This window comes from Rhodoferax sp. GW821-FHT07F03 (genome assembly GCF_059418745.1).
Genome location: NZ_JBWKQM010000003.1, coordinates 20909 through 42108 on the forward strand (window position 1 = coordinate 20909; position 21200 = coordinate 42108).

Annotated in this window: 25 protein-coding genes and 1 pseudogene; 21 read left to right on the top strand and 5 right to left on the bottom strand. The window is 62.8% G+C overall.

Annotated elements, in window-relative coordinates; translation table 11 throughout:
* Positions 1-2 precede the first annotated feature (2 nt).
* Positions 3-998 carry an ABC transporter substrate-binding protein gene (locus AC07R0_RS04680; RefSeq protein ID WP_495103980.1) on the bottom strand — a complete coding sequence of 332 codons (996 nt, stop codon included), beginning with the start codon at positions 996-998 and terminating at the stop codon, positions 3-5.
* 23 nt (positions 999-1021) lie between these two features.
* Positions 1022-2269: an acyl-CoA dehydrogenase family protein gene (locus AC07R0_RS04685; RefSeq protein ID WP_495103981.1), complete on the bottom strand. Its 1248-nt coding sequence runs from the start codon at positions 2267-2269 to the stop codon at positions 1022-1024.
* A 166-nt stretch (positions 2270-2435) separates the two neighbouring features.
* Here AC07R0_RS04685 and AC07R0_RS04690 point away from each other — a divergent pair, with 166 nt between their 5' ends.
* From AC07R0_RS04690 to AC07R0_RS04705, 4 genes are read left to right on the top strand one after another with little or no spacing between them, the layout of a single operon-like run.
* Positions 2436-3440, top strand: a complete 1005-nt coding sequence (locus tag AC07R0_RS04690) for an ABC transporter substrate-binding protein (protein ID WP_495104246.1) — start codon at positions 2436-2438, stop codon at positions 3438-3440.
* Between the two features lie 57 nt (positions 3441-3497).
* Positions 3498-4607: an LLM class flavin-dependent oxidoreductase gene (locus AC07R0_RS04695; RefSeq protein WP_495103982.1), complete on the top strand. Its 1110-nt coding sequence runs from the start codon at positions 3498-3500 to the stop codon at positions 4605-4607.
* Positions 4604-5431, top strand: coding sequence for a class II aldolase/adducin family protein (locus tag AC07R0_RS04700; protein WP_495103983.1), 828 nt, complete (start codon positions 4604-4606; stop codon positions 5429-5431). Before AC07R0_RS04695 ends, AC07R0_RS04700 begins: the two co-directional genes overlap by 4 nt.
* 54 nt (positions 5432-5485) lie before the next feature.
* Entirely contained in the window at positions 5486-6439 is a 954-nt protein-coding gene (locus tag AC07R0_RS04705; protein ID WP_495103984.1) for an ABC transporter substrate-binding protein, read from the top strand.
* 97 nt (positions 6440-6536) lie between these two features.
* On the opposite strand, the gene AC07R0_RS04710 is transcribed toward AC07R0_RS04705, so the two are convergent.
* Positions 6537-7439, bottom strand: coding sequence for a LysR family transcriptional regulator (locus tag AC07R0_RS04710; RefSeq protein WP_495103985.1), 903 nt, complete (start codon positions 7437-7439; stop codon positions 6537-6539).
* 156 nt (positions 7440-7595) lie between these two features.
* On the opposite strand from AC07R0_RS04710, the gene AC07R0_RS04715 reads away from it, so the two are divergent.
* From AC07R0_RS04715 to AC07R0_RS04780, 14 genes and pseudogenes are all read left to right on the top strand, one after another.
* A complete protein-coding gene (locus tag AC07R0_RS04715) occupies positions 7596-8579 on the top strand; it encodes a 2Fe-2S iron-sulfur cluster-binding protein (RefSeq protein WP_495103986.1) in 984 nt (327 codons plus the stop codon).
* A gap of 24 nt (positions 8580-8603) precedes the next feature.
* Positions 8604-9650, top strand: a complete 1047-nt coding sequence (gene gtdA, locus AC07R0_RS04720; protein ID WP_495103987.1) for a gentisate 1,2-dioxygenase — start codon at positions 8604-8606, stop codon at positions 9648-9650.
* Between the two features lie 30 nt (positions 9651-9680).
* Positions 9681-10376, top strand: a complete 696-nt coding sequence (locus AC07R0_RS04725) for a fumarylacetoacetate hydrolase family protein (RefSeq protein WP_495103988.1) — start codon at positions 9681-9683, stop codon at positions 10374-10376.
* Between the two features lie 43 nt (positions 10377-10419).
* Complete coding sequence (locus tag AC07R0_RS04730; protein WP_495103989.1) at positions 10420-11685, top strand: aromatic ring-hydroxylating dioxygenase subunit alpha; 1266 nt, start codon at positions 10420-10422, stop codon at positions 11683-11685.
* Entirely contained in the window at positions 11682-12170 is a 489-nt protein-coding gene (locus AC07R0_RS04735; protein WP_495103990.1) for an aromatic-ring-hydroxylating dioxygenase subunit beta, read from the top strand. The genes AC07R0_RS04730 and AC07R0_RS04735 overlap by 4 nt, the downstream gene beginning before the upstream one ends.
* A gap of 18 nt (positions 12171-12188) precedes the next feature.
* A complete protein-coding gene (locus AC07R0_RS04740; protein WP_495103991.1) occupies positions 12189-12509 on the top strand; it encodes a non-heme iron oxygenase ferredoxin subunit in 321 nt (106 codons plus the stop codon).
* A 41-nt stretch (positions 12510-12550) separates the two neighbouring features.
* The gene (locus AC07R0_RS04745) at positions 12551-13732 is read left to right on the top strand and encodes an ABC transporter substrate-binding protein (RefSeq protein WP_495103992.1); all 1182 of its coding nucleotides are present in this window, start codon (positions 12551-12553) and stop codon (positions 13730-13732) included.
* 4 nt (positions 13733-13736) lie between these two features.
* Positions 13737-14654, top strand: coding sequence for a branched-chain amino acid ABC transporter permease (locus AC07R0_RS04750; protein ID WP_495103993.1), 918 nt, complete (start codon positions 13737-13739; stop codon positions 14652-14654).
* 5 nt (positions 14655-14659) lie between these two features.
* On the top strand, positions 14660-15631 hold the full coding sequence (locus tag AC07R0_RS04755; RefSeq protein WP_495103994.1) for a branched-chain amino acid ABC transporter permease: 972 nt from the start codon (positions 14660-14662) through the stop codon (positions 15629-15631).
* A gap of 68 nt (positions 15632-15699) precedes the next feature.
* Positions 15700-16146, top strand: a pseudogene (locus AC07R0_RS04760) (ATP-binding cassette domain-containing protein); the annotation flags it as partial.
* Between the two features lie 99 nt (positions 16147-16245).
* The gene (locus tag AC07R0_RS04765) at positions 16246-16392 is read left to right on the top strand and encodes an ABC transporter ATP-binding protein C-terminal domain-containing protein (RefSeq protein ID WP_495104247.1); all 147 of its coding nucleotides are present in this window, start codon (positions 16246-16248) and stop codon (positions 16390-16392) included.
* Positions 16389-17102, top strand: coding sequence for an ABC transporter ATP-binding protein (locus tag AC07R0_RS04770; RefSeq protein ID WP_495103995.1), 714 nt, complete (start codon positions 16389-16391; stop codon positions 17100-17102). The genes AC07R0_RS04765 and AC07R0_RS04770 overlap by 4 nt, the downstream gene beginning before the upstream one ends.
* A 3-nt stretch (positions 17103-17105) precedes the next feature.
* Positions 17106-17756, top strand: coding sequence for a maleylacetoacetate isomerase (maiA, locus tag AC07R0_RS04775; protein ID WP_495103996.1), 651 nt, complete (start codon positions 17106-17108; stop codon positions 17754-17756).
* A 162-nt stretch (positions 17757-17918) separates the two neighbouring features.
* Positions 17919-18122, top strand: coding sequence for a hypothetical protein (locus tag AC07R0_RS04780; protein ID WP_495103997.1), 204 nt, complete (start codon positions 17919-17921; stop codon positions 18120-18122).
* 159 nt (positions 18123-18281) lie between these two features.
* Here AC07R0_RS04780 and AC07R0_RS04785 read toward each other — a convergent pair whose 3' ends face one another.
* Positions 18282-19343: an AbrB family transcriptional regulator gene (locus AC07R0_RS04785; protein ID WP_495103998.1), complete on the bottom strand. Its 1062-nt coding sequence runs from the start codon at positions 19341-19343 to the stop codon at positions 18282-18284.
* Positions 19344-19433: 90 nt separating this feature from the next.
* Between AC07R0_RS04785 and AC07R0_RS04790 the strand changes: the two genes are divergently transcribed.
* On the top strand, positions 19434-19562 hold the full coding sequence (locus AC07R0_RS04790) for a hypothetical protein (protein ID WP_495103999.1): 129 nt from the start codon (positions 19434-19436) through the stop codon (positions 19560-19562).
* A 268-nt stretch (positions 19563-19830) separates the two neighbouring features.
* On the opposite strand, the gene AC07R0_RS04795 is transcribed toward AC07R0_RS04790, so the two are convergent.
* Positions 19831-20307 carry a MarR family winged helix-turn-helix transcriptional regulator gene (locus AC07R0_RS04795; RefSeq protein ID WP_495104000.1) on the bottom strand — a complete coding sequence of 159 codons (477 nt, stop codon included), beginning with the start codon at positions 20305-20307 and terminating at the stop codon, positions 19831-19833.
* 55 nt (positions 20308-20362) lie between these two features.
* Here AC07R0_RS04795 and AC07R0_RS04800 point away from each other — a divergent pair, with 55 nt between their 5' ends.
* Together AC07R0_RS04800 and AC07R0_RS04805 are read left to right on the top strand one after the other, a co-directional pair.
* Entirely contained in the window at positions 20363-20815 is a 453-nt protein-coding gene (locus tag AC07R0_RS04800; RefSeq protein ID WP_495104001.1) for a cupin domain-containing protein, read from the top strand.
* A gap of 57 nt (positions 20816-20872) precedes the next feature.
* Entirely contained in the window at positions 20873-21151 is a 279-nt protein-coding gene (locus AC07R0_RS04805; protein WP_315232622.1) for a hypothetical protein, read from the top strand.
* Positions 21152-21200: the final 49 nt, after the last annotated feature.

A 21200-nucleotide genomic window follows, 5' to 3' on the forward strand; every position in this document is an offset into this window, starting at 1 on the left:
GTTCAGCGTGTCCACACCTGGGCATCGGTGATGGCGCGGACGTCCACGCGCGTGGGCAGAATACCGTCGCGGGCCGAGCGGTCGGCCACTTTTTGCAAGGCGACCACGTCGGCTTCGCTGACCGGCCGGCTGCTGACCGCCGCGCGCGCTGTGATCGTACGCGCATTGTCCAGCGGCAAGCGCGTCAACTGGCTGTAGATCTGGGCAAAGGCTTCGGCATTGGCCTGGGCCCATTCGCCCGCGCGGCCCAACCGGGCAAGAAAGTCGGCAATTGCGGCGCGCTTGTTGGCATCGGCCAATGCAGGCTCGCTGGCGGTGATGAAGGCTAGCGCAGAGTTGATGCCGCGTCCATCGCGCAAGATGCGGCCACCTTGCTGTGTGGCGACTGCGTAATAGGGATCAAAAATCGCCCAAGCATCGATCTGACGGGAAGCAAAGGCGATGGCGGCGTCTGTTGGCAACACAAAGCGCACATTCACCTCTTCACGGCCGACACCGGCCTCCTCCAGCGCGCCATACAGCTGGTACTGTGAAATGCTGCCGCGCGCCGACGACACGACCACGCTGCGCCCGCGTAGATCACGCACGCTGCGTATGGGCGAGTCTGTCTGCACCACGATGCCCAGCGATTCAGGCAGGCCGACGCGGGTGGCCACTATCTTCAGCGGCGTGCGGCCTACGGCAGCAGCCAGTACTGGCAAGTCGCCGGCAATGGCGGTATCCACCGCCGCGCTGCGCTGCGCCTCGAACAGCGGTGCCGCACCCTGGAAGTTGGCCCAGCGGTAGCTATAAGGTGCGCCCTCCAGGGCCTTTGATGCGTCGAACAGGGCCCGCAGGCCGCCTGCCTGGTCGCCCAGAACCAGCGTGGTGCCGGGGGCTATGGTGCTGCCCGCTTGCACGGGCAGGGTCGTTGCGCCCAGGCCCAGCAGGCCGGTCATGGACAGGCCTTGTTGCAGCAGGTGCCTGCGCGTGGGGAGAGGGGTGTTTTTAGTGGGCATTGATGTCTTCGGTTGGCGGATGTTTAAGAAGTCGAGGCCTGTAGGGCGGATTTGCCTGCGGCCACCAGCGCGGAGTCGTTCTGCGGCGTGTGCACGCGGCCGCACAGCACGTCGCGGTAGTGGCGCTCCAGTGGGTTGTGCCGCGTGAGCCCGTGGTTGCCACTGAGCTGCAGCGCAATCTCCACCGCGCGGATGGCGTTATTGGTCGTGGTGTACTTCAACAGGCCGCTTTCGCTGGGCGAGGGTGTGCGCCCTGCGTCCACCTCTCTACCCGCATGCGCCAGCAGCACGCGGTTGCTGTGCAGCAGCGCGGCGATTTCACCCACATGCTCCTGCACGCGCGGCAGGCTGGCCAGTGCTGCCCCCAAGTTGGCGGGGCTGCGGGTATGCAGAAATTCGCACACCCAGTCGTATGCCGCCCGGGCTACGGCGTCGTAGATGCTGCCCAGCAGCACGCCCATCCAGGCCTGCTGGGTGGCATAGTGCTTGGCCAGATCCTCACTTTCAGACCAACCGGCCGGCGGCCGCAGATCGACTGCAAACTCGGGTGCAATGTGCACGTTTTCAAAGACCACCTCGTGGCTACCCGAGGCGCGCAGGCCCAGGTGGTTCCAGCTCTCCACCACGCGCACGCCGGGCGCATCCCGCGGCACCAGAAAGTTGCCCACGCGTGGCGTGGCTTCGTCGGTGCGACCCCATACCGACAGCCAGCGCAGCCCGGCGATGCCGGTGGTGTAGAGCTTGTGCCCATTCAGCGTCCAGCCCGTTGCGGTGACTGTCCCCACGGTGTCCGGCAGGCCACCGCGCGCCGGTGAACCCAGTGCGGGTTCGACGCGCAGGGCGTTGATCAGGGCACCGTTTTGCACGCCGTCGCGCAGCACCTGCTCGCGCACCGCCACCGGCCAGCGGCAGTCGCTGCTGCGCAGTGCCAGGTGTTGCAGATAGGTCATGGTGAGTACCAGGGCGGTGGCCGGTTCACCCTTGGCCACCGCTGCGATCACCCGCCGCGCAGTGCTCAGCGTGGCGGCACTTCCACCCAGGGCACCCGGTGCCAGCAAGCCCACCAAACCATGCTGCTGCAGCGTGGCGAAGTTGTCGTGCGGAAACTCGGCACTCGCATCCAGGTGTGCGGCGCCGGCCGCGAACTGGGCCGAGAGCTGTGCGAGCAGCACGGGGTTGTGTGCCGATGTGTACGGCGCCAACGTTGGGAGCGCATCGCTTCCCAATGGTGTGGGCGCTGCGGCGAAGCGATGCAAGCTAGTGGAAGACATGGTGGCGAAGTTAAGCGCTGCGCCTACGCAGTACAACAAAGTTTCTTGCATATCGATGTGCGACTTTCTACGTTGGCACATCGGCATCTGCGGCTTACGCTGAGGGCTTCTTCGTACTTGCGGCAAAGCCTTCATTACCATGCAATCTTCCCGATTCCACGCTACCGTGCCGCCGCTTTCAGGGTGGTCGCGACGCCAGTGGTTGCAAACCGCTGCATTGGGTGCAATGGCTTCTGTGGGCGGTGGCGCGTATGCTGCCAACGCTACGGCAGACCTCTCCGGCGTGACTCTGCGCATCGGTACTTACAAAGGTCTGTGGCGGCCCTTGCTGCAAGCCGCCGGACAGGCTGACACGCCTTACCGTATCGACTGGCGTGAACTCAACAATGGCGTGCTACACATTGAGGCGATCAATGGCGACGCACTGGACGTGGGCTCGGGCAGCGAAATTCCGGCAGTCTTCGCTGCGCGCCAGAAGGCCAATGTGCGCTTCATCGCCGCTACCCGCGAGGACCTGAACAACCAGGTCACCTTGGCGCGCAAGGATGCGCCTATTCAGCGGATTGCCGATCTCAAGGGCAAGCGCGTGGGCTATGTGCGTGCTACCACGGCACACTATTTTCTGAGCAAGCAATTGGCCGAAGCAGGCCTAGGGTTCAACGATATCCAGGCCGTCAGCCTCACCCCGGCCGACGCGCTTTCGGCCTTCGCACGTGGCGATCTGGATGCCTGGGCCATCTACGGCTACAACGGGCAGATTGCGCGTACGCAGTACGGCGCCCGTCCCATCAAAACAGGGTTGGGCTATTTGTCCGGCAACTTCCCGGTGTATGCGAATCCGCGCGCTGTGGACGACCCGCGCCGCCATGCCGCCATCACGGACTTTTTGCTGCGGCTGCAGCGCTCCTACGTCTGGGCCAATGCCAACTATCTGTCCTATGCCCGCGCCCAGGCGGCAGAGACCCGGGTGCCGGTGGGCGATCTGGTGGAGCTGTTCAATGGCCGCAGCACCGACTACAGCCTGGGCCCCGTCAACGACACCATTGTGCAAAGCCACCAGGATGTGGCCGACACCTTCCAGCGCCTGGGCGTGCTGGACGGGCCCGTCACAGTGGCCCCGTTCTGGGAGCGCAGCTTTGGCAAGGCCCTGGCGGCACGCGCTGCTGCCTGAACCTACCAACTTCCTTCACTCACATCCCATACCTGATTACTTCAAGGAGCACTTTTCATGAGCTACGGCCCTATTGAATTCATTGGCATGATCCAAAGCCAGAAAGTCTCGGAGATCCATGCGGCGCGTGGTCCTTCCATCGACCGCGACTACGTACGCGCCTTTGCCCAGGCGCATGAAGAAGCGGGTTTTGACCGCATCCTGGTGCCCCACCATTCCACCAGCCCGGATGCCACGCTGACCGTCGCCTACGCAGCCTCTGTGACCGAGCGCATCCACTTCATGCTGGCACACCGTCCTGGTTTTGTGGCCCCTACGCTGGCCGCCCGCCAGTTTGCTTCGCTGGACCAGTTCAGCGGCGGCCGGCTGGCGGTGCACTACATTTCGGGCGGCTCGGACGAAGAGCAGCAGCGCGATGGCGACTGGCTGGACCATGACCAACGTTACGCGCGTACCGATGAATACCTGGATGTGCTGCGCAAGGTCTGGACGGCCGACAAGCCCTTTGACCACCAGGGCGCGCACTACCACGCCAAGAATGCCTATTCCGAGGTGAAGCCGGTGCAGTCATACAACGGCAAGCCGCATGTACCGGTGTACTTCGGCGGTGCGTCGGAGGCGGCGATTCCGGTGGCGGGCAAACATGCAGACGTATATGCCTTGTGGGGCGAGTCCCTGGACCAAGTGCGTGAACTCACTACCCGCGTGCGTGCCGAGGCCGCCAAGCATGGCCGCACGGTACGCTTTTCGGTCTCGTTCCGTCCCATCCTGGCCGAGACGGAGGAGAAGGCCTGGGCGCGTGCCGAAGCCATTCTGGCCGAGACCAAGCGCCTGCGTGTGGTGCAGGGCTTTGGCCGCGGTGGCCCGCAGCAGAGCGAGGGCGCCAAGCGCCTGCTGGCTGCGGCCGACAAGGGTACGCGCCTCGACAAACGCCTGTGGACCGCGATTGCGCAGGAGATCGGCGGCCGCTCTAACAGCACGGCGCTGGTCGGCACGCCCGAGCAGGTGGCCGACGCCCTGCTGGACTATTACGACCTGGGCGTGACCACCTTCCTGATCCGTGGTTTCGACCCGCTGGAAGATGCGATTGACTACGGCCGTGAATTGATTCCGCGCACCCGTGCCCTGGTGGCAGAGCGCATCGCCGCGCAAAGGAAAGCAGCATGAGTGCCGTGCTGTCCATCGACCGTACTGCGGCATCTACCCAACTGCGCTTCAACCCCCGCCCGCAGCAGAAGTTCTGGTTTGACCCACTTGCGCCTCGTACCACCGTGGAGGCTGAGCGCCGCCACCGCCAGGAGCGCCTGGCAGGCGCCTTCCGCCTGTTCGCCCGTTTCGGGTTTGCGCAGGGGCTGGCCGGCCATATCACCGCCCGCGACCCGGAACTGACGGACCACTTCTGGGTAAACCCGCTGGGCCTGCATTTTTCGCGTATCAAGGTGTCGGACCTGCTGCTTGTCAACGCCAAGGGCGAGACCGTGATTGGCGACCGGCCGCTGAACAAGGCCGCGTTCGCCATCCACGCGGCCATCCATGAATACAACCCCAAGATCATCGCCGCTGCCCACACGCATTCGATCTATGGCAAGGCCTGGTCCACCCTGGGCCGCAAGCTGGACACGCTGACGCAAGATAGCTGCGCTTTCCACGGCGACATAGCTTTGTTCGACGACTTCACCGGCATGGTGGTGGACGACAGTGAGGGCCTGCGCATCGCCAAGGCTGTGGGCGACGGCAAGGGCGCCATCCTGCAAAACCACGGCATCCTGACCGCAGGCCCCAGCGTAGAAGCCGCCGCCTGGTGGTATATCGCGCTGGAGAACGCCTGCCACACCCAGCTGTTGGCCGAAGCCGCCGGCACGCCCAAGCCGATTGACGAGGCGGTGGCACGGCACACGCACAGCCAGATTGGTGGCCCCGAGGGCGCGCTGCATGCCTTTGAAAGCCTGTATGAGGGCTTGGTCGAAGCCGAGCCCGAATTGCTGGACTGAGCAGCAGCCCATCGTTGGGCACCGTCATTAATATTGAAATTCAAGCCAAGTTTTATGCACACACCACCGAACCGCCGTCGCCAGTTTCTGACCCATGCGGTGGGCGCAGCGTCCGCGCTGGCCCTGCCCGTCTTTGCGCAGACACGCCCCGTGCTGAAGGCCGGCGACCAGAAGGGGGGCTTGCGCGCGTTGCTGGAAGCAGCGGGCGCCCTGAATGGCATTGCCTACGACATCCAGTGGTCTGAGTTCCCGGCCGCCGCGCCGCTGGCCGAGGCGCTGAACGCCGGGGCGGTGGATTCCGGTCCTATTGGCGATGCCCCACTGATCTTCGCGCTGGCCGCTGGCGCACGGGTGAAGGCCATCGGCGCGAACCGCTCCGACTCCTACGGCACGGCAGTGCTGGTGCGGCCCGATTCGCCACTGAAGGGGGCGGCCGACCTGAAGGGCCGCAGCGTGGCCACCAACCGTGGCTCCATAGGTCACTACATCACGCTGAAGGCCATCACCCAGGCTGGGCTGGCGGCCGAAGACGTGAACTTCCGCTTCCTGGCCCCGGCCGATGCCAAGCTGGCGCTGACCCAGGGTTCAGTGGATGCCTGGGCTACCTGGGAGCCGTATACCGCCCTGGCCGAAACCAGCCGCCACGCGCGCGTACTGGTTAGCGGGCGCGGCTTGCTGCCCGGGCTGAGCTACCTGGCCGCCACCGACACGGCCATCGCCAGCAAGCGTGCGGTGCTGCAGGACTTTTTGCAGCGCGTGGTGCGTGCACAGCAATGGTCGTACAAGCATGTGGACGCTTATTCGGCCGCGCTGGCTCGCATCATCGGAATTCCGCCCGAGGCGGCCAAGCTGCAGTTCGAACGCCGCCAGCAGCAGTGGATACCCATCAACACCCAGGTCATCGCCGACCAACAGGGCACGGCAGATTTTTACCAGCAGGTGGGCCTGATCAAGCAGGCGTTGGACGTGAAGGGGACTTTTGACACGGGCTTTGGACTGGTCAGCTAGGACGCCGACTTACAGCGGCTAACAAAAGCCTGTCATCGTTAAACGTACGACACGCGATTCACGACAAAAGGCATCTGCTATCCACTCTTAGATGCAATCAGTCGGCATGCATATCCACTATCAAACCTCGCAGCCATTGGTTGCTCGGATCCTTGTGGTACTTCGCATGCCAGAAGAGGTTGATGCCAATCTGTGGCAGCTTTACCGGATGCGTGACGTATTTGAGGTTGAAGGGTTCGACCATGCGCTCGGCAAGCCGCTCTGGTACGGTCGCTATTAGGTCGGTGGTCTGCAAGATGTGACCAATCGCGACAAAGTGCGGGACTTTGAGTTTCACCCGCCGTTGGGGTGAGTTGCTGTCGAGGATCTCATCGACCTTGCCGTGGCCGGTGCCGGCCGAGACCACGGCCACATGGTCGGCCGCGAAGAATTCCGACTCACGGATAGTTTTTTTGTCCAGGGCATGGCCCTTCCTGAACAGGCAGACGTAGCGCTGGACGAACAGGCGCCGTTGAAAGAACCCGGCCTTGAGCTGCGGTAGCAGCCCGATGGCCAAGTCGACTTGGCCACCTTCCATGGCGTCCTTCAAGTTGACGGCAGTGTTGCGCACGGTGCTGATCGAAACCGAAGGCGCCACTTCCTGGATGCGCTGCATCAGCCGCGGCAGGAAATAGATTTCACCGATGTCGGTCATGCCTACGGAAAAACTGCGCTTGCTGTGGGCCGGGTCGAAAGAGCTGCGCGCGTTCACCGCGCTGTGGATCATGCTCAGCGCATAGCCGATCGACTCCGCCAACTGGTCGGCAAAAGGCGTGGGCTGCATGCCGGTCGGGGTGCGCAGAAAGAGCTCGTCGCCGAATAGCTTGCGCAGGCGCGCGAGTGCGTTGCTGACGGCGGGCTGGCCCAGGCCCAGGTTCTCGGCCACCTTGGAAACCCTTTTCTCCTTGAGCAACTGGTTAAAGATGACCAGCAGGTTCAGGTCGATGTCTTTCAGCTCCATTTCGGCCTCGCTTAAATATTGATTTAAATGATATAGATCATTGATCTCATTGCATTGACTGATTTTATGGTGCCGCCGATCATCACTCCAGAGCAGCGATGCATGGACGCATGGCCGCCCGGATTTCCCCACGAGACAACGGACAGACAGAAGAACATGGAAATTTTTGTGCGCCCCCTGCAGCGTCGGATCAGCGTCGATGCCGGCGTGAACCTGCTGGACGCATTGCGCGCCAACGACGTGCCGGTGTCGTACAGCTGCCTGGCCGGACGCTGCGGCACCTGCCGCTGCAAGGTGGTCGAAGGCGAGGTGCTCGAGTCGGGCCGCGAAACACAGCGCCCGGGCGGAGATGACGAGCACTACGTGCTGGCTTGCCAGACCTTTCTTACCGAATCCTGCACGGTTGAGATTCCCGAGCCCGACGAGGTGGTGGTGCACACCGCCAAGATCGTCAAGGCGACCGTGGTCGCCATTGAGGACCAAACGCACGACATCAAGCGCATTCGCCTGAAGCCGGCCAAGCCGATCGAGTTTTCTCCGGGGCAGTACGCCCAGCTCCAGTTCACCCCCGACCACAGCCGGCCTTATTCGATGGCCGGCCTGCATGCCGACGGCGAACTGGAATTCCATGTGCGCCTGGTGGCGGAGGGCCGCGTCACCGGTTACATCGCCCATACGCTGAAGGTGGGCGATGCGGTGCGGGTCAGCGGCCCACTGGGCTCGGCCTATCTGCGCCGCAAGCACGAGGGTCCGATGTTGTGTGTTGCCGGCGGTACCGGTCTGGCGCCCATCCTGTCCATCATTCGCGGCGTGATCGCCGAAGGCATGCAGAACCCGATCCACCTGTATTTTGGTGTGCGCTCCGAACGCGACATCTATGGCCGCGAATGGCTGGCCGCGCTGCAGCGCCAGCACCCGCAACTGAAGGTGCATGTGGCGGTGACTTCGGGCACGGCGCCCGGTTCCCGTACCGGCCTGGTGACCGAGGCCATCGCCCAGGACTGGCGCAATCTCGACGGCTTCCGTGCCTACCTTTGCGGCGCGCCGCCCATGGTGGAGGCCACAACGCTGCTGGTGCGCCAGATGGGCGTGTTGCCTTCGCAGATCTACGCCGATGCTTTCTATGCCAACGGCACCTGAGTCGAACCCTTCACAGGATTTTTCATGAACGCCAACAATCTCGACCCTACTGCCCAGCAGCAACGCAAGGCCTACTACGACCGCATCGGCATCGACAGCATGACGCCGCTCTGGGAGGTGCTTGGCGCGCTGGTGCCGCACCAGCCCAAGTCCCCGGCCGTGCCGCACCAGTGGAAGTACGCCGCCGTGCGCAACAGCGTGATGGAGGCAGGTCGCCTGATCAGTGCGGAAGAGGCCGAGCGGCGCGTGCTGATCCTCGAGAACCCGGCGCTGCGCGGCCAGTCCTGCATCACGCAGTCGCTGTATGCCGGGCTGCAGCTCATCATGCCGGGGGAGGTCGCGCCGGCCCACCGCCACACGCAATCGGCGCTGCGCCTGGTGCTGGACGGGGAGGGCGCCTACACCGCGGTCGACGGCGAGCGCACCACCATGCGCCGTGGCGACTTCATCATCACCCCGGCCTGGACCTGGCACGACCATGGCAACCTCGGCAATGAGCCGGTGGTCTGGCTCGACGGCCTCGACATCCCCATCGTGCGTTTCCTCGACGCCGGTTTTGCCGAGAAGAGCGATAGCGCCTACCAGGCCGTGGCGCGCCCCGAAGGCGATGCGCTGGCGCGTTATGGCGCCAACATGGTTCCGGTCGACTTTTACCAGCAGCCTGTGGAGCCGACCAAGGTGTTTGTCTACCCTTGGGAGCGCACGCTGGCCTCGCTGCAGGCGATTGCCAGCGGCACGCCCGATGCCCATCTCGGCCACAAGCAGCGCTACGTGAATCCGGCCACCGGCCGCTCACCGATGCCAACGATGGCCGCGTTCTCGCAGCTGATTCCGGCGGGCTTCGAGACGCGGCCCTACCGCTGCACCGATGGCACGGTGTACGTATGCCTACGCGGCAGCGCCGAGGCCAGCGTGGCGGGCCAGAGCTTCCGCCTGGAAGAGAACGACGTGATCGTCGTGCCGTCCTGGCACAGCCACCAGTTCCGCGCCGGGCCCGAGACCGTGTTGTTCAGCTACTCCGACCGCCCGGTGCAGCAGGCCCTCGGCCTGTGGCGCGAACAGCGCCTCTGATTTTACTTTTTCCCTTCGAGAACACACCCCATGAACTATGTGATCCAACCCGCCGCCATCCCTTCACTCACCGTGGCCGGCACAGCCGAACGCTTCCCGGTCAACCGCATCTTCTGCGTGGGCCGCAACTACGCCGCCCATGCGCGCGAAATGGGCAAGGACCCTGATCGCGATCCGCCTTTCTTCTTCATGAAGCCTGCGAACGCGGCGGTCGATGCCGCGTCGCCAGCGCGCATTCCGTATCCGCCCAAGACCGCCAACTTCCACCATGAGATCGAACTCGTCGTTGCCATCGGCAAGGGTGGCAAGAACATCGCCGTGGCCGATGCACTCAACCACGTCTATGGCTACGCAACCGGCCTGGACATGACGCGCCGCGACCTGCAGCTCGAGGCGCGCGACAAGGGCCGGCCCTGGGAGTTCGGCAAGTCTTTCGCGCTGTCGGCGCCGATCGGAGCCATCTCCAAGGTGGCCGATGTGGGGCACATCGCCGAGGGCACCATCAGCGTCCTCGTGAACGGTGGCGTGCGTCAGTCGTCCGATGTGGCCAAGCTGATCTGGTCGGTGTCCGAGTGCATCGCTTATCTCAGCGAATACGAAACCTTGGAGCCTGGCGACCTCATCATGACCGGCACACCCGAAGGCGTGAATGCGGTGGTGGCGGGCGACGTGATGCAGGGCGACATCGCCGGCCTGGTCGGCATCACGGTGAGCGTCGGGGCTTGAAAGGCTGAGCAGTGGCAACGCATTCGATCCAAGGAGACAAGAGATGACCACATCCACCCCCACCTTTCCCGTAAAGATCCATTGGGAGTCGGAAGGCACGAGCCGCATTCCCTTTATGGCCTACACCGACCCCGATCAACACAAGAAAGAACTTGAGCGTTTCTTCTACAAGGCGCATTGGAACTACGTCGGCCTGGAAGCCGAAGTGCCCAACGCTGGCGACTACAAACGCACGGTGGTGGGTGAACGCTCGGTCATCATGGTGCGCGACGCCGATGGCGGCATCAGCGTGGTCGAGAACGTCTGCGCGCACCGCGGCATGCAGTTCTGCCGTGAACGCCATGGCAACAAGAAGGAATTCGTCTGCCCCTACCACCAGTGGAGCTACACCCTCAAGGGCGATTTGCAGGGTGTGCCGTTTCGCCGTGGCGTGAAGCAGGACGGCAAGGTCAACGGCGGCATGCCCGCCGATTTCAAGACCACCGACCATGGCCTGACCAAGCTCAAGGTGGCCACGCGCGGCGGCGTCGTCTTCGCCAGCTTCGACCATGAGGTCGAGTCTTTCGAAGACTTCCTCGGCCCGGTCATCCTCGGCTACTTCGACCGGCTCTTCGATGGGCGCAAACTGAAGATCCTGGGCTACAACCGCCAGCGCATTCCGGGCAACTGGAAGCTGATGCAGGAGAACATCAAGGACCCCTACCACCCCGGGCTGCTGCACACCTGGTTCGTCACCTTCGGCCTCTGGCGCGCCGACAACAAGAGCGAGCTGAAGATGGACGCCAGGCACCGCCATGCAGCCATGGTCTCCACCCGCGGCCAGTCCGGCCGAGCCGACCAGGTCACGCAAGTGTCCAGCTTCAAGGAGAGCATGGCGCTCAACGACCCGCGCTTTCTCGACATCGTGCCCGAGCCTTGGTGGAATGGGCCAACCGCCGTGATGATGACGCTGTTTCCCAGCGTCATCCTGCAGCAGCAGGTTAACAGCGTGTCGACGCGGCACATCCAGCCCGATGGCCACGGCGCCTTCGATTTCGTCTGGACACACTTCGGCTTCGAGGACGACAGCGAAGAGATGACGCAGCGCCGCCTGCGCCAGGCCAACCTGTTCGGTCCGGCTGGCTTCGTGTCGGCCGACGATGGCGAGGTCATCGAGTTCTCGCAACAGGGCTTCGAGCAAAAGCCCTTTCACCGCACCCTGGCCGAGCTTGGCGGCCGCACGGTTGAGGATACCGACCACATGGTCACCGAGACGCTGATCCGCGGCATGTACGCATATTGGCGCGAAGTGATGGAGGCGGAGGTATGAGCACCGCTGTGAACATAGTCTTCGCCGACTACCTGCAGATCTCGCAGCTTTACGTCGACTACGCCCAGGCCGTTGATTCCGGCGACTGGGACCTGTGGCCCGAGTTCTTCACCGACGACTGCATCTACAAACTGATTCCGCGCGAGAACCACGAGCGTGGCTTTCCGCTGGCCACGCTGTTCTTCGAGAGCAAGGGCATGCTCAAAGACCGCGCCTACGGCATCCGCGAGACGCTGTTCCATGACCCGTATTACCAGCGCCACGTCATTGGGGCGCCGCTGCTGCGCAAGGTCGAGGCCGAGCGTTTCGAGACCGAAGCCAACTACGCCGTGTTCCGCACCAAGCTGTCGCAGGAATCGACCGTCTTCAACGTCGGTCGTTACCTCGACGTGATCGTGCGCACCCCCGCGGGGCTGAAGTTCGCATCGCGCCACTGCGTGTACGACAGCGAAATGATCCCGAATTCCATCATCTATCCCATCTAAATGCCGTGAGTGATTGCCATGAGTGATTCCCAATGGATTGACGCCGCCGACGAAGACGGCGTGCCAGAAGACGACGTGATCGGCCTGCAGGTCGCCGGTAAAGACCTGGCCCTGTACAAGGTCGAAGGCAGCGTGTTCGCCACCGACAACACCTGCACCCACGGCCAGGCGCGCCTGTGCGACGGTTTCCTCGACGGTTATGAAATCGAATGCCCGCTGCACCAGGGCAAGTTCGACATCCGCAATGGACGCGGCACCTGTGCGCCCATTGTCGAAGACGTGCGCAGCTACCCGGTCCGCATCGAAGGCGGCCGCGTTTTTCTGAAACTGAGCGACTGACCGCGTTCCGTTCCCCCACTTTTATAGCAGGAGACAAAAAAATGAAGACACTACAGACCTCTTTTCGCCGTACCGCTTTCGCCGCTCTGATCGGGGCGACGCTTGCGATGGGTAACCCCTTCGCCACGGCGGCGACCATCGGCCTGATGGCGCCGCTGTCCGGGCCGGTGGCTGTTGTCGGACAGGACCAGGTGGACGGTTTCATGCTGGCGCTTGAGCAACTGGGCGGCAAGCTAGGTGGCCAGGCCACGACGGTGCTCAAGGAAGACGACCAGCTCAAGCCGGAGATCGGCGGGCAGATCGTGCGCAAGTTCATCGACAAGGACAAGGTCGACGCCATCGTGGGACTGAGTTTTTCCAATGTGCTGATGGCCAGCCTGCCGCGGATCGCCGAGTCCGGCACCGTGGCTATTGCCACCAACGCCGGCCCGTCGCCGCTGGCGGGTGCGGGTTGCAAGGCCAACGTGTTCTCCACCGCCTGGCAGAACGATGGTGCGGCCGAGGCCATGGGCAAATACGCGCAGGACAAGGGCGTGAAGAAGGTTTACCTGATGGCGCCCAACTACCAGGCCGGCAAAGACATGCTGACCGGCTTTAAGCGCTACTTCAAGGGCCAAATCGTTGACGAGGTCTACACCCAGGTGAATCAGCCCGACTACTCGGCCGAACTGGCCCAGCTGCAGGCGGCCAAGCCCGACGCGGTGTTTGTGTTCTACCCCGGCGGCATGGGGGTGAACTTCGTCAAACAAATGGCACAGGCTGGCCTCATGGGCAAGCTGCCGCTGTATTCGGTGTTCACGGTAGACGGCACGACCCTTCCAGGCCTGCGCGATGCCGCTATCGGCAGCGTCAGCGGCGCCATGTGGGATGCGGCCCTGGATACGCCGGAAAGCAAAAAATTCGCCAGCGCCTTCGAGGCCAGGTACAAGCGCACGCCCAGCGCCTACGCGGCAACTGCGTATGACGCAGCCAACATCCTGAACATCGCACTGGCCAAGGCCAAGCCCGGAGATGCGAACGCCCTGGCCGCCGCCGTCAAGGCCGCCGGCAATGAAGTCAAGTCCGTGCGCGGCCCGTTCGCCTTCAACAACAACAACCTGCCGGTGCAGAACTACTACGCCTTCGAGACCGTCAAGACAGGTGGCACCGTCGCCGGCAAGCTGGTGGCCACGCCGCTGGTGAACCAGTCCGACGCCTACCACGCGCAATGCGCGCTGAAGTGACGCCATGAGCACCATGCTTGTTTTTGCGCAGCTGCTCAATGGGCTGCAGTTCGGGGTACTGCTGTTCCTGCTGGCGGCGGGCCTGACGCTGGTTTTCGGCATCATGAGCTTCGTCAACCTGGCACACGGCTCGCTCTACATGATGGGCGCCTATTTCGCGGCCAGCGCCTTCCAGTACACCGGCTCGTTCGGCCTGGCCGTTGCGGCGGCGATGGGCGGCTCGTTGTTGCTGGGCCTGGCGTTGGAATTCGTTGCCGTGGCCCGGCTTTACCGCCGCGACCACCTCGACCACGTGCTGGCCACCTTCGGCATGGTGCTGTTCTTCAACGAGCTGGTGCGCATCATCTGGGGTTCCCAGCCGGCCTTTCTGCAGGTGCCCGAATTCCTTGGTGGTGCTATCGACATCGGCGGCTTCAGCTATCCGGCCTACCGATTTGCCATCATCGTCGTCGGTTTGGTGGTGGCGGTGGGCTCATGGTTGCTGATCAACAAGACCCGCGTCGGCATGCTGATCCGCGCTGGCGCGGTGAAGCCGGCCATGGTCGCCGCGCTGGGCGTCAACATCCGCTTGCTCAACGCCATGCTGTTCGGCGTGGGGGCGATGCTGGCCGGCCTGGCCGGGGCCATGGCCGGCCCCATTTTGTCGGTGCAGTCGGGCATGGGCGAGTCGGTGCTGATCACCACCCTGGTGGTCATCGTGATCGGCGGCATCGGCTCGGTGACGGGCGCCTTTTATGCAGCGCTCATCGTCGGCATTGTCGACACCATGGGCCGCGTCTTCCTGCCCCTCATGCTGCGGCAGATCGCCGAGCGCTCCCTGGCCGATGCGGCCGGCCCGGCGCTGGCTTCGATGCTGGTCTACCTGCTGATGGCGGTGGTGCTGGCCTGGCGTCCGCAAGGACTGTTTCCCGCCCACCGGTAGTTGCCATGCACACTCTGTTTTCACGTCCCGGCACCTGGGTGCCACTGCTGGTGCTGCTGTTGCTGGCCACCGTGCCCTTCGTAGCGCAGGCTACCGGCCAGTCGTTCTATGTCGCATTTTTTGCCCGCATCATCATCTATGCGATTGCGGCCTGCGCGCTCAATATCGTGCTGGGCTTCGGCGGCCTGGTGAGCTTTGGCCACTCGCTGTTCCTCGGCCTCGGGGCCTATGCGGTGGGGCTGGCCTCCTTCCATGGCGTTGGCAACGGCTGGGTGCACCTGGCGCTGTGCCTGGGCGTCTGTGCCTTCGTCGGCCTGGTCACTGGCGCCATCAGCCTGCGCACCAGTGGCATCGCCTTCATCATGATCACACTGGCCTTTGCGCAGATGGGCTATTTCCTGTTCGTCAGCCTGAAGAATTACGGCGGTGACGACGGCATGGCCATCACGCTCACCAGCCGTTTTGGCCCGGTGGACCTGTCATCGGCCACGAGTGTCTACATCACGGCCTTCGTCGCGCTGGTGCTGTCGATCTGGTGCCTGGCCCGGCTGCGGGTGGCACCGTTCGGCATGGTGATTCGCGGTGCCAAGCAGAACGCGAGGCGCGTCAGCGCGGCCGGCATTCCGGTGCTGCGCTACCAGCTCTTGGCCTATGTGATGTCGGGCATGCTGTGCGGCGTCGCCGGCCTGCTGCTGGCCAACCTCAACGCCTTCGCCTCGCCAAGCACCCTGGCCTGGACGGTGTCCGGCGAGCTGATCGTCATCGTGGTCATCGGTGGCCTGGGCACGGTGTTCGGCCCCTTGATGGGCGCGTTGGTGTTCCTGGGCCTGGAAGAAGTGCTGAAGGGCTTCACCGAGCACTGGATGGTGGTCTTCGGTCCGCTGATCGTCCTCGTTGCGCTGCTCGGCAAGCGCGGCATCGTCGGGCTGCTGCAAGACTGGGATGGAAGTGCCACGAACGCGAAAGGAACCCTCTGATGGCCAGCGTACTCCGCACCGACGCATTGACCAAGCGCTACGGCGCGCTGCTGGTCACCGATGCCGTGTCGCTCGACATCGGCGACGGCGAACTCCACGCGATCATCGGCCCGAACGGCGCCGGCAAGACCACGCTGATCAACCAGCTCTCGGGCGAGCTGGCCGCCGACAGCGGCAGCGTCTGGTTCAAGGGGCGCGACGTCTCCGCGCTGCCCATCCACGAGCGCGCCCGGCTCGGCCTGCTGCGCTCCTACCAGATCACCTCCATCTTCGAAGACTTCTCAGTGCTGGAGAACGCCACTTTTTCTGCACTCGCCTCGCGCCAGCATGCGTTCAAATTCTGGGCACCGATGCTGGCCGGCAAAGAGTCGCGCCGCGTCGCCGAAGAGTCCTTGGAAGCCACTGGCCTCACGCACCGGCTGCATGCCGCCGCGGGCGATCTGGGTTATGGCGAGCGGCGCCAGCTGGAGTTGGCGATGAGCCTGTCGGCACAGCCACAGTTCCTGCTGCTCGACGAGCCCATGGCCGGCATGAGCGTGCAGGAATCCACCGCCGTGGTGGCATTGCTGCAGCGCCTGAAGCGCCGCTACACCATCCTGCTGGTCGAGCACGACATGGATGCCGTCTTTGCCCTGGCCGACCGCATCAGCGTGCTGGTCTACGGCAAGGTTCTGTTCACCGGCACGCCGGATGAAATTCGCAACCACCCGGAAGTCCGCGCGGTCTACCTGGGTGAAGAAGAAGCCGAGGCTGAAGCATGAGCGCGTTTTTATCCGTCCAAGGTCTGCAGGCCTCGTATGGCCATGCCCAGGCCTTGTTCGACATTTCCTTTGACGTGGCCGAAGGTGAAGTGGTGACACTGCTCGGGCGCAACGGCATGGGTCGCTCGACCACGGTGAAGTGCCTGTTCGGCATGCTGCCGGTGCGCGGGGGCAGCGTGTCCGTCGCCGGAGCACGGGTCGACCATCTGCCCTCGCACCGTATTGCCAGGCAGGGCTTGGCTCTGGTGCCCGAGGGCCGGCAGGTGTTCCCCAACCTCAGCGTCGAGGAAAACCTGGTGGCCACCGCCCGCGACGACAACAAGGGCGCTGGCCGACGCTGGGATCTGCAGCGGGTCTACAGCTTTTTTCCGCGGCTGAAGGAACGCCGCGGCAACCTTGGCTCGCAGCTGTCCGGCGGCGAGCAGCAGATGCTGGCCATCGGCCGGGCGCTGATGACCAACCCGCGCCTGCTGGTGCTGGACGAGGCTACCGAAGGTCTGGCGCCCGTGATTCGCAACGAGATCTGGCGCGCGCTGGCGGAGCTGAAGCAGGACGGCCTGTCGCAGATCGTGATCGACAAGAACGTGAAGGCCTTGCTGGGCCTGGCCGACCGGCATTTCGTGATTGAGAAGGGCCGCGTGATGTGGGGCGGCACTTCCGCCGAACTCAAAGGCCGGCCGGAAATCGTGCATCAATATTTGGGAGTTTGAAACATGGACCGCATTCTTCACACCTACTTCCGCAGCTCGGCGGCCTACCGCGTACGGATCGCGCTGAACCTCAAGGGCCTGGAGACCGAGCAGGTCTTTGTGCACCTCAACCGCCATGGCGGCGAACAGTTCGCCGATGCGTTCAGGGCGGTCAACCCGCAGTCTCTGGTGCCGGTGCTGCGCGACGGCGACGTGCAGGTCAGCCAGTCGCTGGCCATCATCGAATACCTGGACGAGGTCTATCCGCAGACGCCCCTGCTACCGGCGCGTGCCGCCGACCGCGCCTTCGTGCGCCAGCTGTCGCTGGGTATCGCCTGCGACATTCACCCACTCAACAACCTGCGCGTGCTGAAGTACCTGACCGGTGCGATGGGCGTGTCGGAAGACAACAAGGCGCAGTGGATTGCGCACTGGATCTCGGTCGGCCTGCAGGCCTTCGAGGCACAGCTGCAGCGGCGCACGCAGGCGGGGCGCTTCTGCCATGGCGACACGCCGACGCTGGCCGACTGCTGCCTGGTGCCCCAGGTGTTCAGCGCCCAACGGTTCGGGGTCGACCTATCCGATTGCCCGCTGGTGAACGGAATCTACGAGAGATGTGAGCAGCTCGCGCCTTTCGCAGCGGCCCATCCTTCGCGCCAGCCCGACGCGGAGTGATGCAACCAGCGAAATAGCCGCTTGGGCTTACGCCATCTCGGGTTGGGTAGTTGCCCGGGGTAAGCTTTGAAAGCTGGTTGGTTGTTGAAACTGGCTTGCCAGAAAATGGGCACTGTACGTCGGTAGCTTGCGCCACTTGTAGCGCTGATGATGGCGTGACTGGTGGTCGGCGCCCGCATCATCGGCATTCCGCCCGAGGCCACCAAGCTGCAGTTTGAATGCCGCCAGCAGCAGTGGGTGCCCATCAACACCCAGGTCATCGCTGATCAACAGAGAACTGCAGGTTTCTACCTGCTGGTGGGCTGGATCCAGCAGGCGTTGGACGTGCAGGGGGTGTTGGATGCCGGCTTGGGTCTGACTGATTGAAATGGGTAAATGCTATTGAAAATGTAGCTATCAGCGCACGTAGAACCTGCGCTAGCAGCATAAATAATGCCCAGGCTATGTTGCCACGGGAAGGCAGGCAAGCTTGAAAATGTCTTCAGCCCGAAGGCTGCACGGAACGGCGTATGGCAGCCAGTGCGTTCACGCCGCCCGGGTGGCTACAAACTTGGACACCTGCGGCCCCAGCACCAGCACCATCAGAAACCGGGCCAACTGCATGGCCATCACAAAACTGGCATCCACCGCACTGGTGGCGGCAATGACCGCCACAGAATCCGCGCCGCCCGGGCTGGTCGCCAGATAGGCGGTGAGCGGATCAATGCCGGACAGCCAGGACAGCGCGGTCGCAATCACGACTCCAAAAGCCATCAAGGCCACAATCGACCCCATCACATGCGGCAATGCACGCAATGCGTGTTTCAAAATGGCACGTGTAAAGCGCAGTCCGATGCTCCAGCCGATCAAGGCGTAGGCTACAGCCAGCAAGGCACCAGGCAGCTCGATCACCAGCAGACCCGTCGCCTGCAACGCGGTACCCAGCAATAAAGGCAACACCATGGCGCCTGCGGGAATGTGCAGCCGGCGCGCGACCAAAGCGGCCCCAAATGCCAGCAGCATCGTCAACGCCACATTGGCTTGGTTGCCCACGGTGAACCAGTGCATGCCAGCCACCACGGACGGGCCGGTATGCGGGGCAAAAATGCGCGCCACCAATGCGGCCGTTGCCGTCACCATCGCCACCCGCAAATACTGCATGAACGCCACCAGCCGGGTATCCGCCCCGTAAGACTCTGCCATCAGCACCATGGCAGAGGCGGCGCCGGGTGCCAGCCCCCACACCGCGGTGGTGCCCGGGAAGATATTGCGGCGCATCAGGATCCAGCCCAACACCGCGCTGGCCGCAATGACCGCGCTCGTCACCAGCAAAAAAACGGGCCAATGGGTCGCCACATCGGCCAGCGCAGACGGCTGCAGGCTGTGGGCCATCAGACAGCCGAGCACTCCTTGCGCCATAGCAAACAAGGTAGGAGGGATGCGCAGCTGAATGTCCCGGGACGACAGCACAATCCCCACCAACATGCAGCCCAGCAGCACCCCGGCAGGCAGATGTATTGCGGTCAGAAGCCAGGCCAGCCCGGCACTCGCCGGAAGCAGAACACCCCACCAAGCCAGTGGGGTTGTGTGAAAGAAGCGGGTGAGCATGGGAACAAATGTGCCATACCTGCAGGCCTGGTTTCGGCGCGAGGTGGGTGCGTGCAGTACCGGTTGCTGCACATAGGTTTGGGTATGTAGATGTCCATCAACGCCCAGGCTATTGCCGAACGGCAGGGCAGGGCGGACTTCTGCCAGCAGGTGGGCCTGATCAAACAGCCGCTGGATGCGTATGTGACGTTTGATACCCGATTGGAGCTGGCGGGCTAGGTTTTCTTGCTGCTATTGAAATAGTAGCTGTTGGCGCAGGTAAATCCTGCGCTAGAGGCGTTTTTTACACTGCACCAGTGATGCCAACACAGGCTATCGGGGGCTTATATGCGTCAACGGACATTGAGCACGGAGCATAGTCCAGCCATTGCAGATACCTTGGATGTGCTGCTGATGGATAGTCAGCAGAAGGCTGATACCGGAAGTAGCGATTTGCATTCTGCTCGCTCCAAACCGGGCATTCGTAACACAAGTGCCGCTGAAGCGGTCAAGCGCCATCTGGCTTGCCCAACCACACCGATAAATCCATCAACGCATCCTTCAGTGCGTTGAAACGCGGTTTGCCGAGGTGCTCCATCCACTCCATTTCAACGACTTCAACGCAGTTCCGCATGAGTTTCAGCATGGATGTGCCGCGCTCGGTGATATGGACAACGGTGGAAGCGGAGGTTGGCCCGGCTTGACGCTTTATGTAGTCACGTCTTTCAAGCTCGACTAGAACGTAATTCATGGCTTGGCGTGACATGTTGCACTGCCTGGCCAGCTCTATAGGACGTTGTCCTTGTGGCCCTGGGTACATGAATACCGATAGCTCAGTTGCGGACACGTCAAAACCTTGCTCGTTCACCGCTGTCAGCATACGCAGCACCACATGCTCGCGCGGAATCCGCAGCAATGCGCCTATGAGTGGCTTTCCAATATTCTGAGCTTTGGAGGCAGAAATTCTTTTGGTGGGACTAGTCATTTAGTAAAAATTTTGTACAATAAATCCGTAAAATAACTTTACACGGGAGTATGTCATGGAAACCAGTGCAACGCCAGGCGACCGCAATGTGGTCAATGTGGGGCAACTTGAAATCCGCTACTTGCAAGGGGCAACCAATGCCAGTCGCATGGGGTGTTTTGAGCTGACGGTTCCGCCTGGTTCAAACGTTCCCCTGCCTCATAGCCACGCAGCAAGCGAGGAGCTGATCGTCGTACTGGAGGGGACCTTGCGCTTTACTGTGGGAAACGAGACACGCGACTTGCAGCCGGGCCAAAGCATGTCCACACCACCGGGTGAAACACATGGATTCAGCAATCCCCATGCCGTGACCGCTAGAGCCTTGGTCGTCAATACGCCTGACATCGGCATTGGATACTTCCAAGACATGGCCGCAATCATCAACGCAGGCGGTCCTCCGGACAAAGCCAAGTTACTCAGCACGATGCAGCATTACGGGTTGGTACCCGCCATGCCTCCTCGTACCTAATCAGAGTGCCACAAGCAGGTAAGTCAAATTCACCAACACGCACAGTAAGGACGCACCATGACAATTTTATTGACCAGTGAAATCCAAGGGCAGACACAGCAAAGCTACGACTACATGATCGAGATGCTGAGAGAGCCCTTGAAGCAGGCAGATGGGTTCGTTATGCACACTGCCCATCCCATTGAGGGCGGATGGCGCATCGTGGAAGTATGGAAATCAAAAGACCAACTGGATCGATTCTTTGCGAAGTATGTCGCACCCAATATTCCTCCGGGCGTCCAGCCAAAGATTGAAGTGAAATCTCTCCACAGTCTTGTCACCCACGAAATGGGATGAACGTAATCTGAATGACATGCCGTCCAGAGGAGTCCCGCAGAATGCGGGA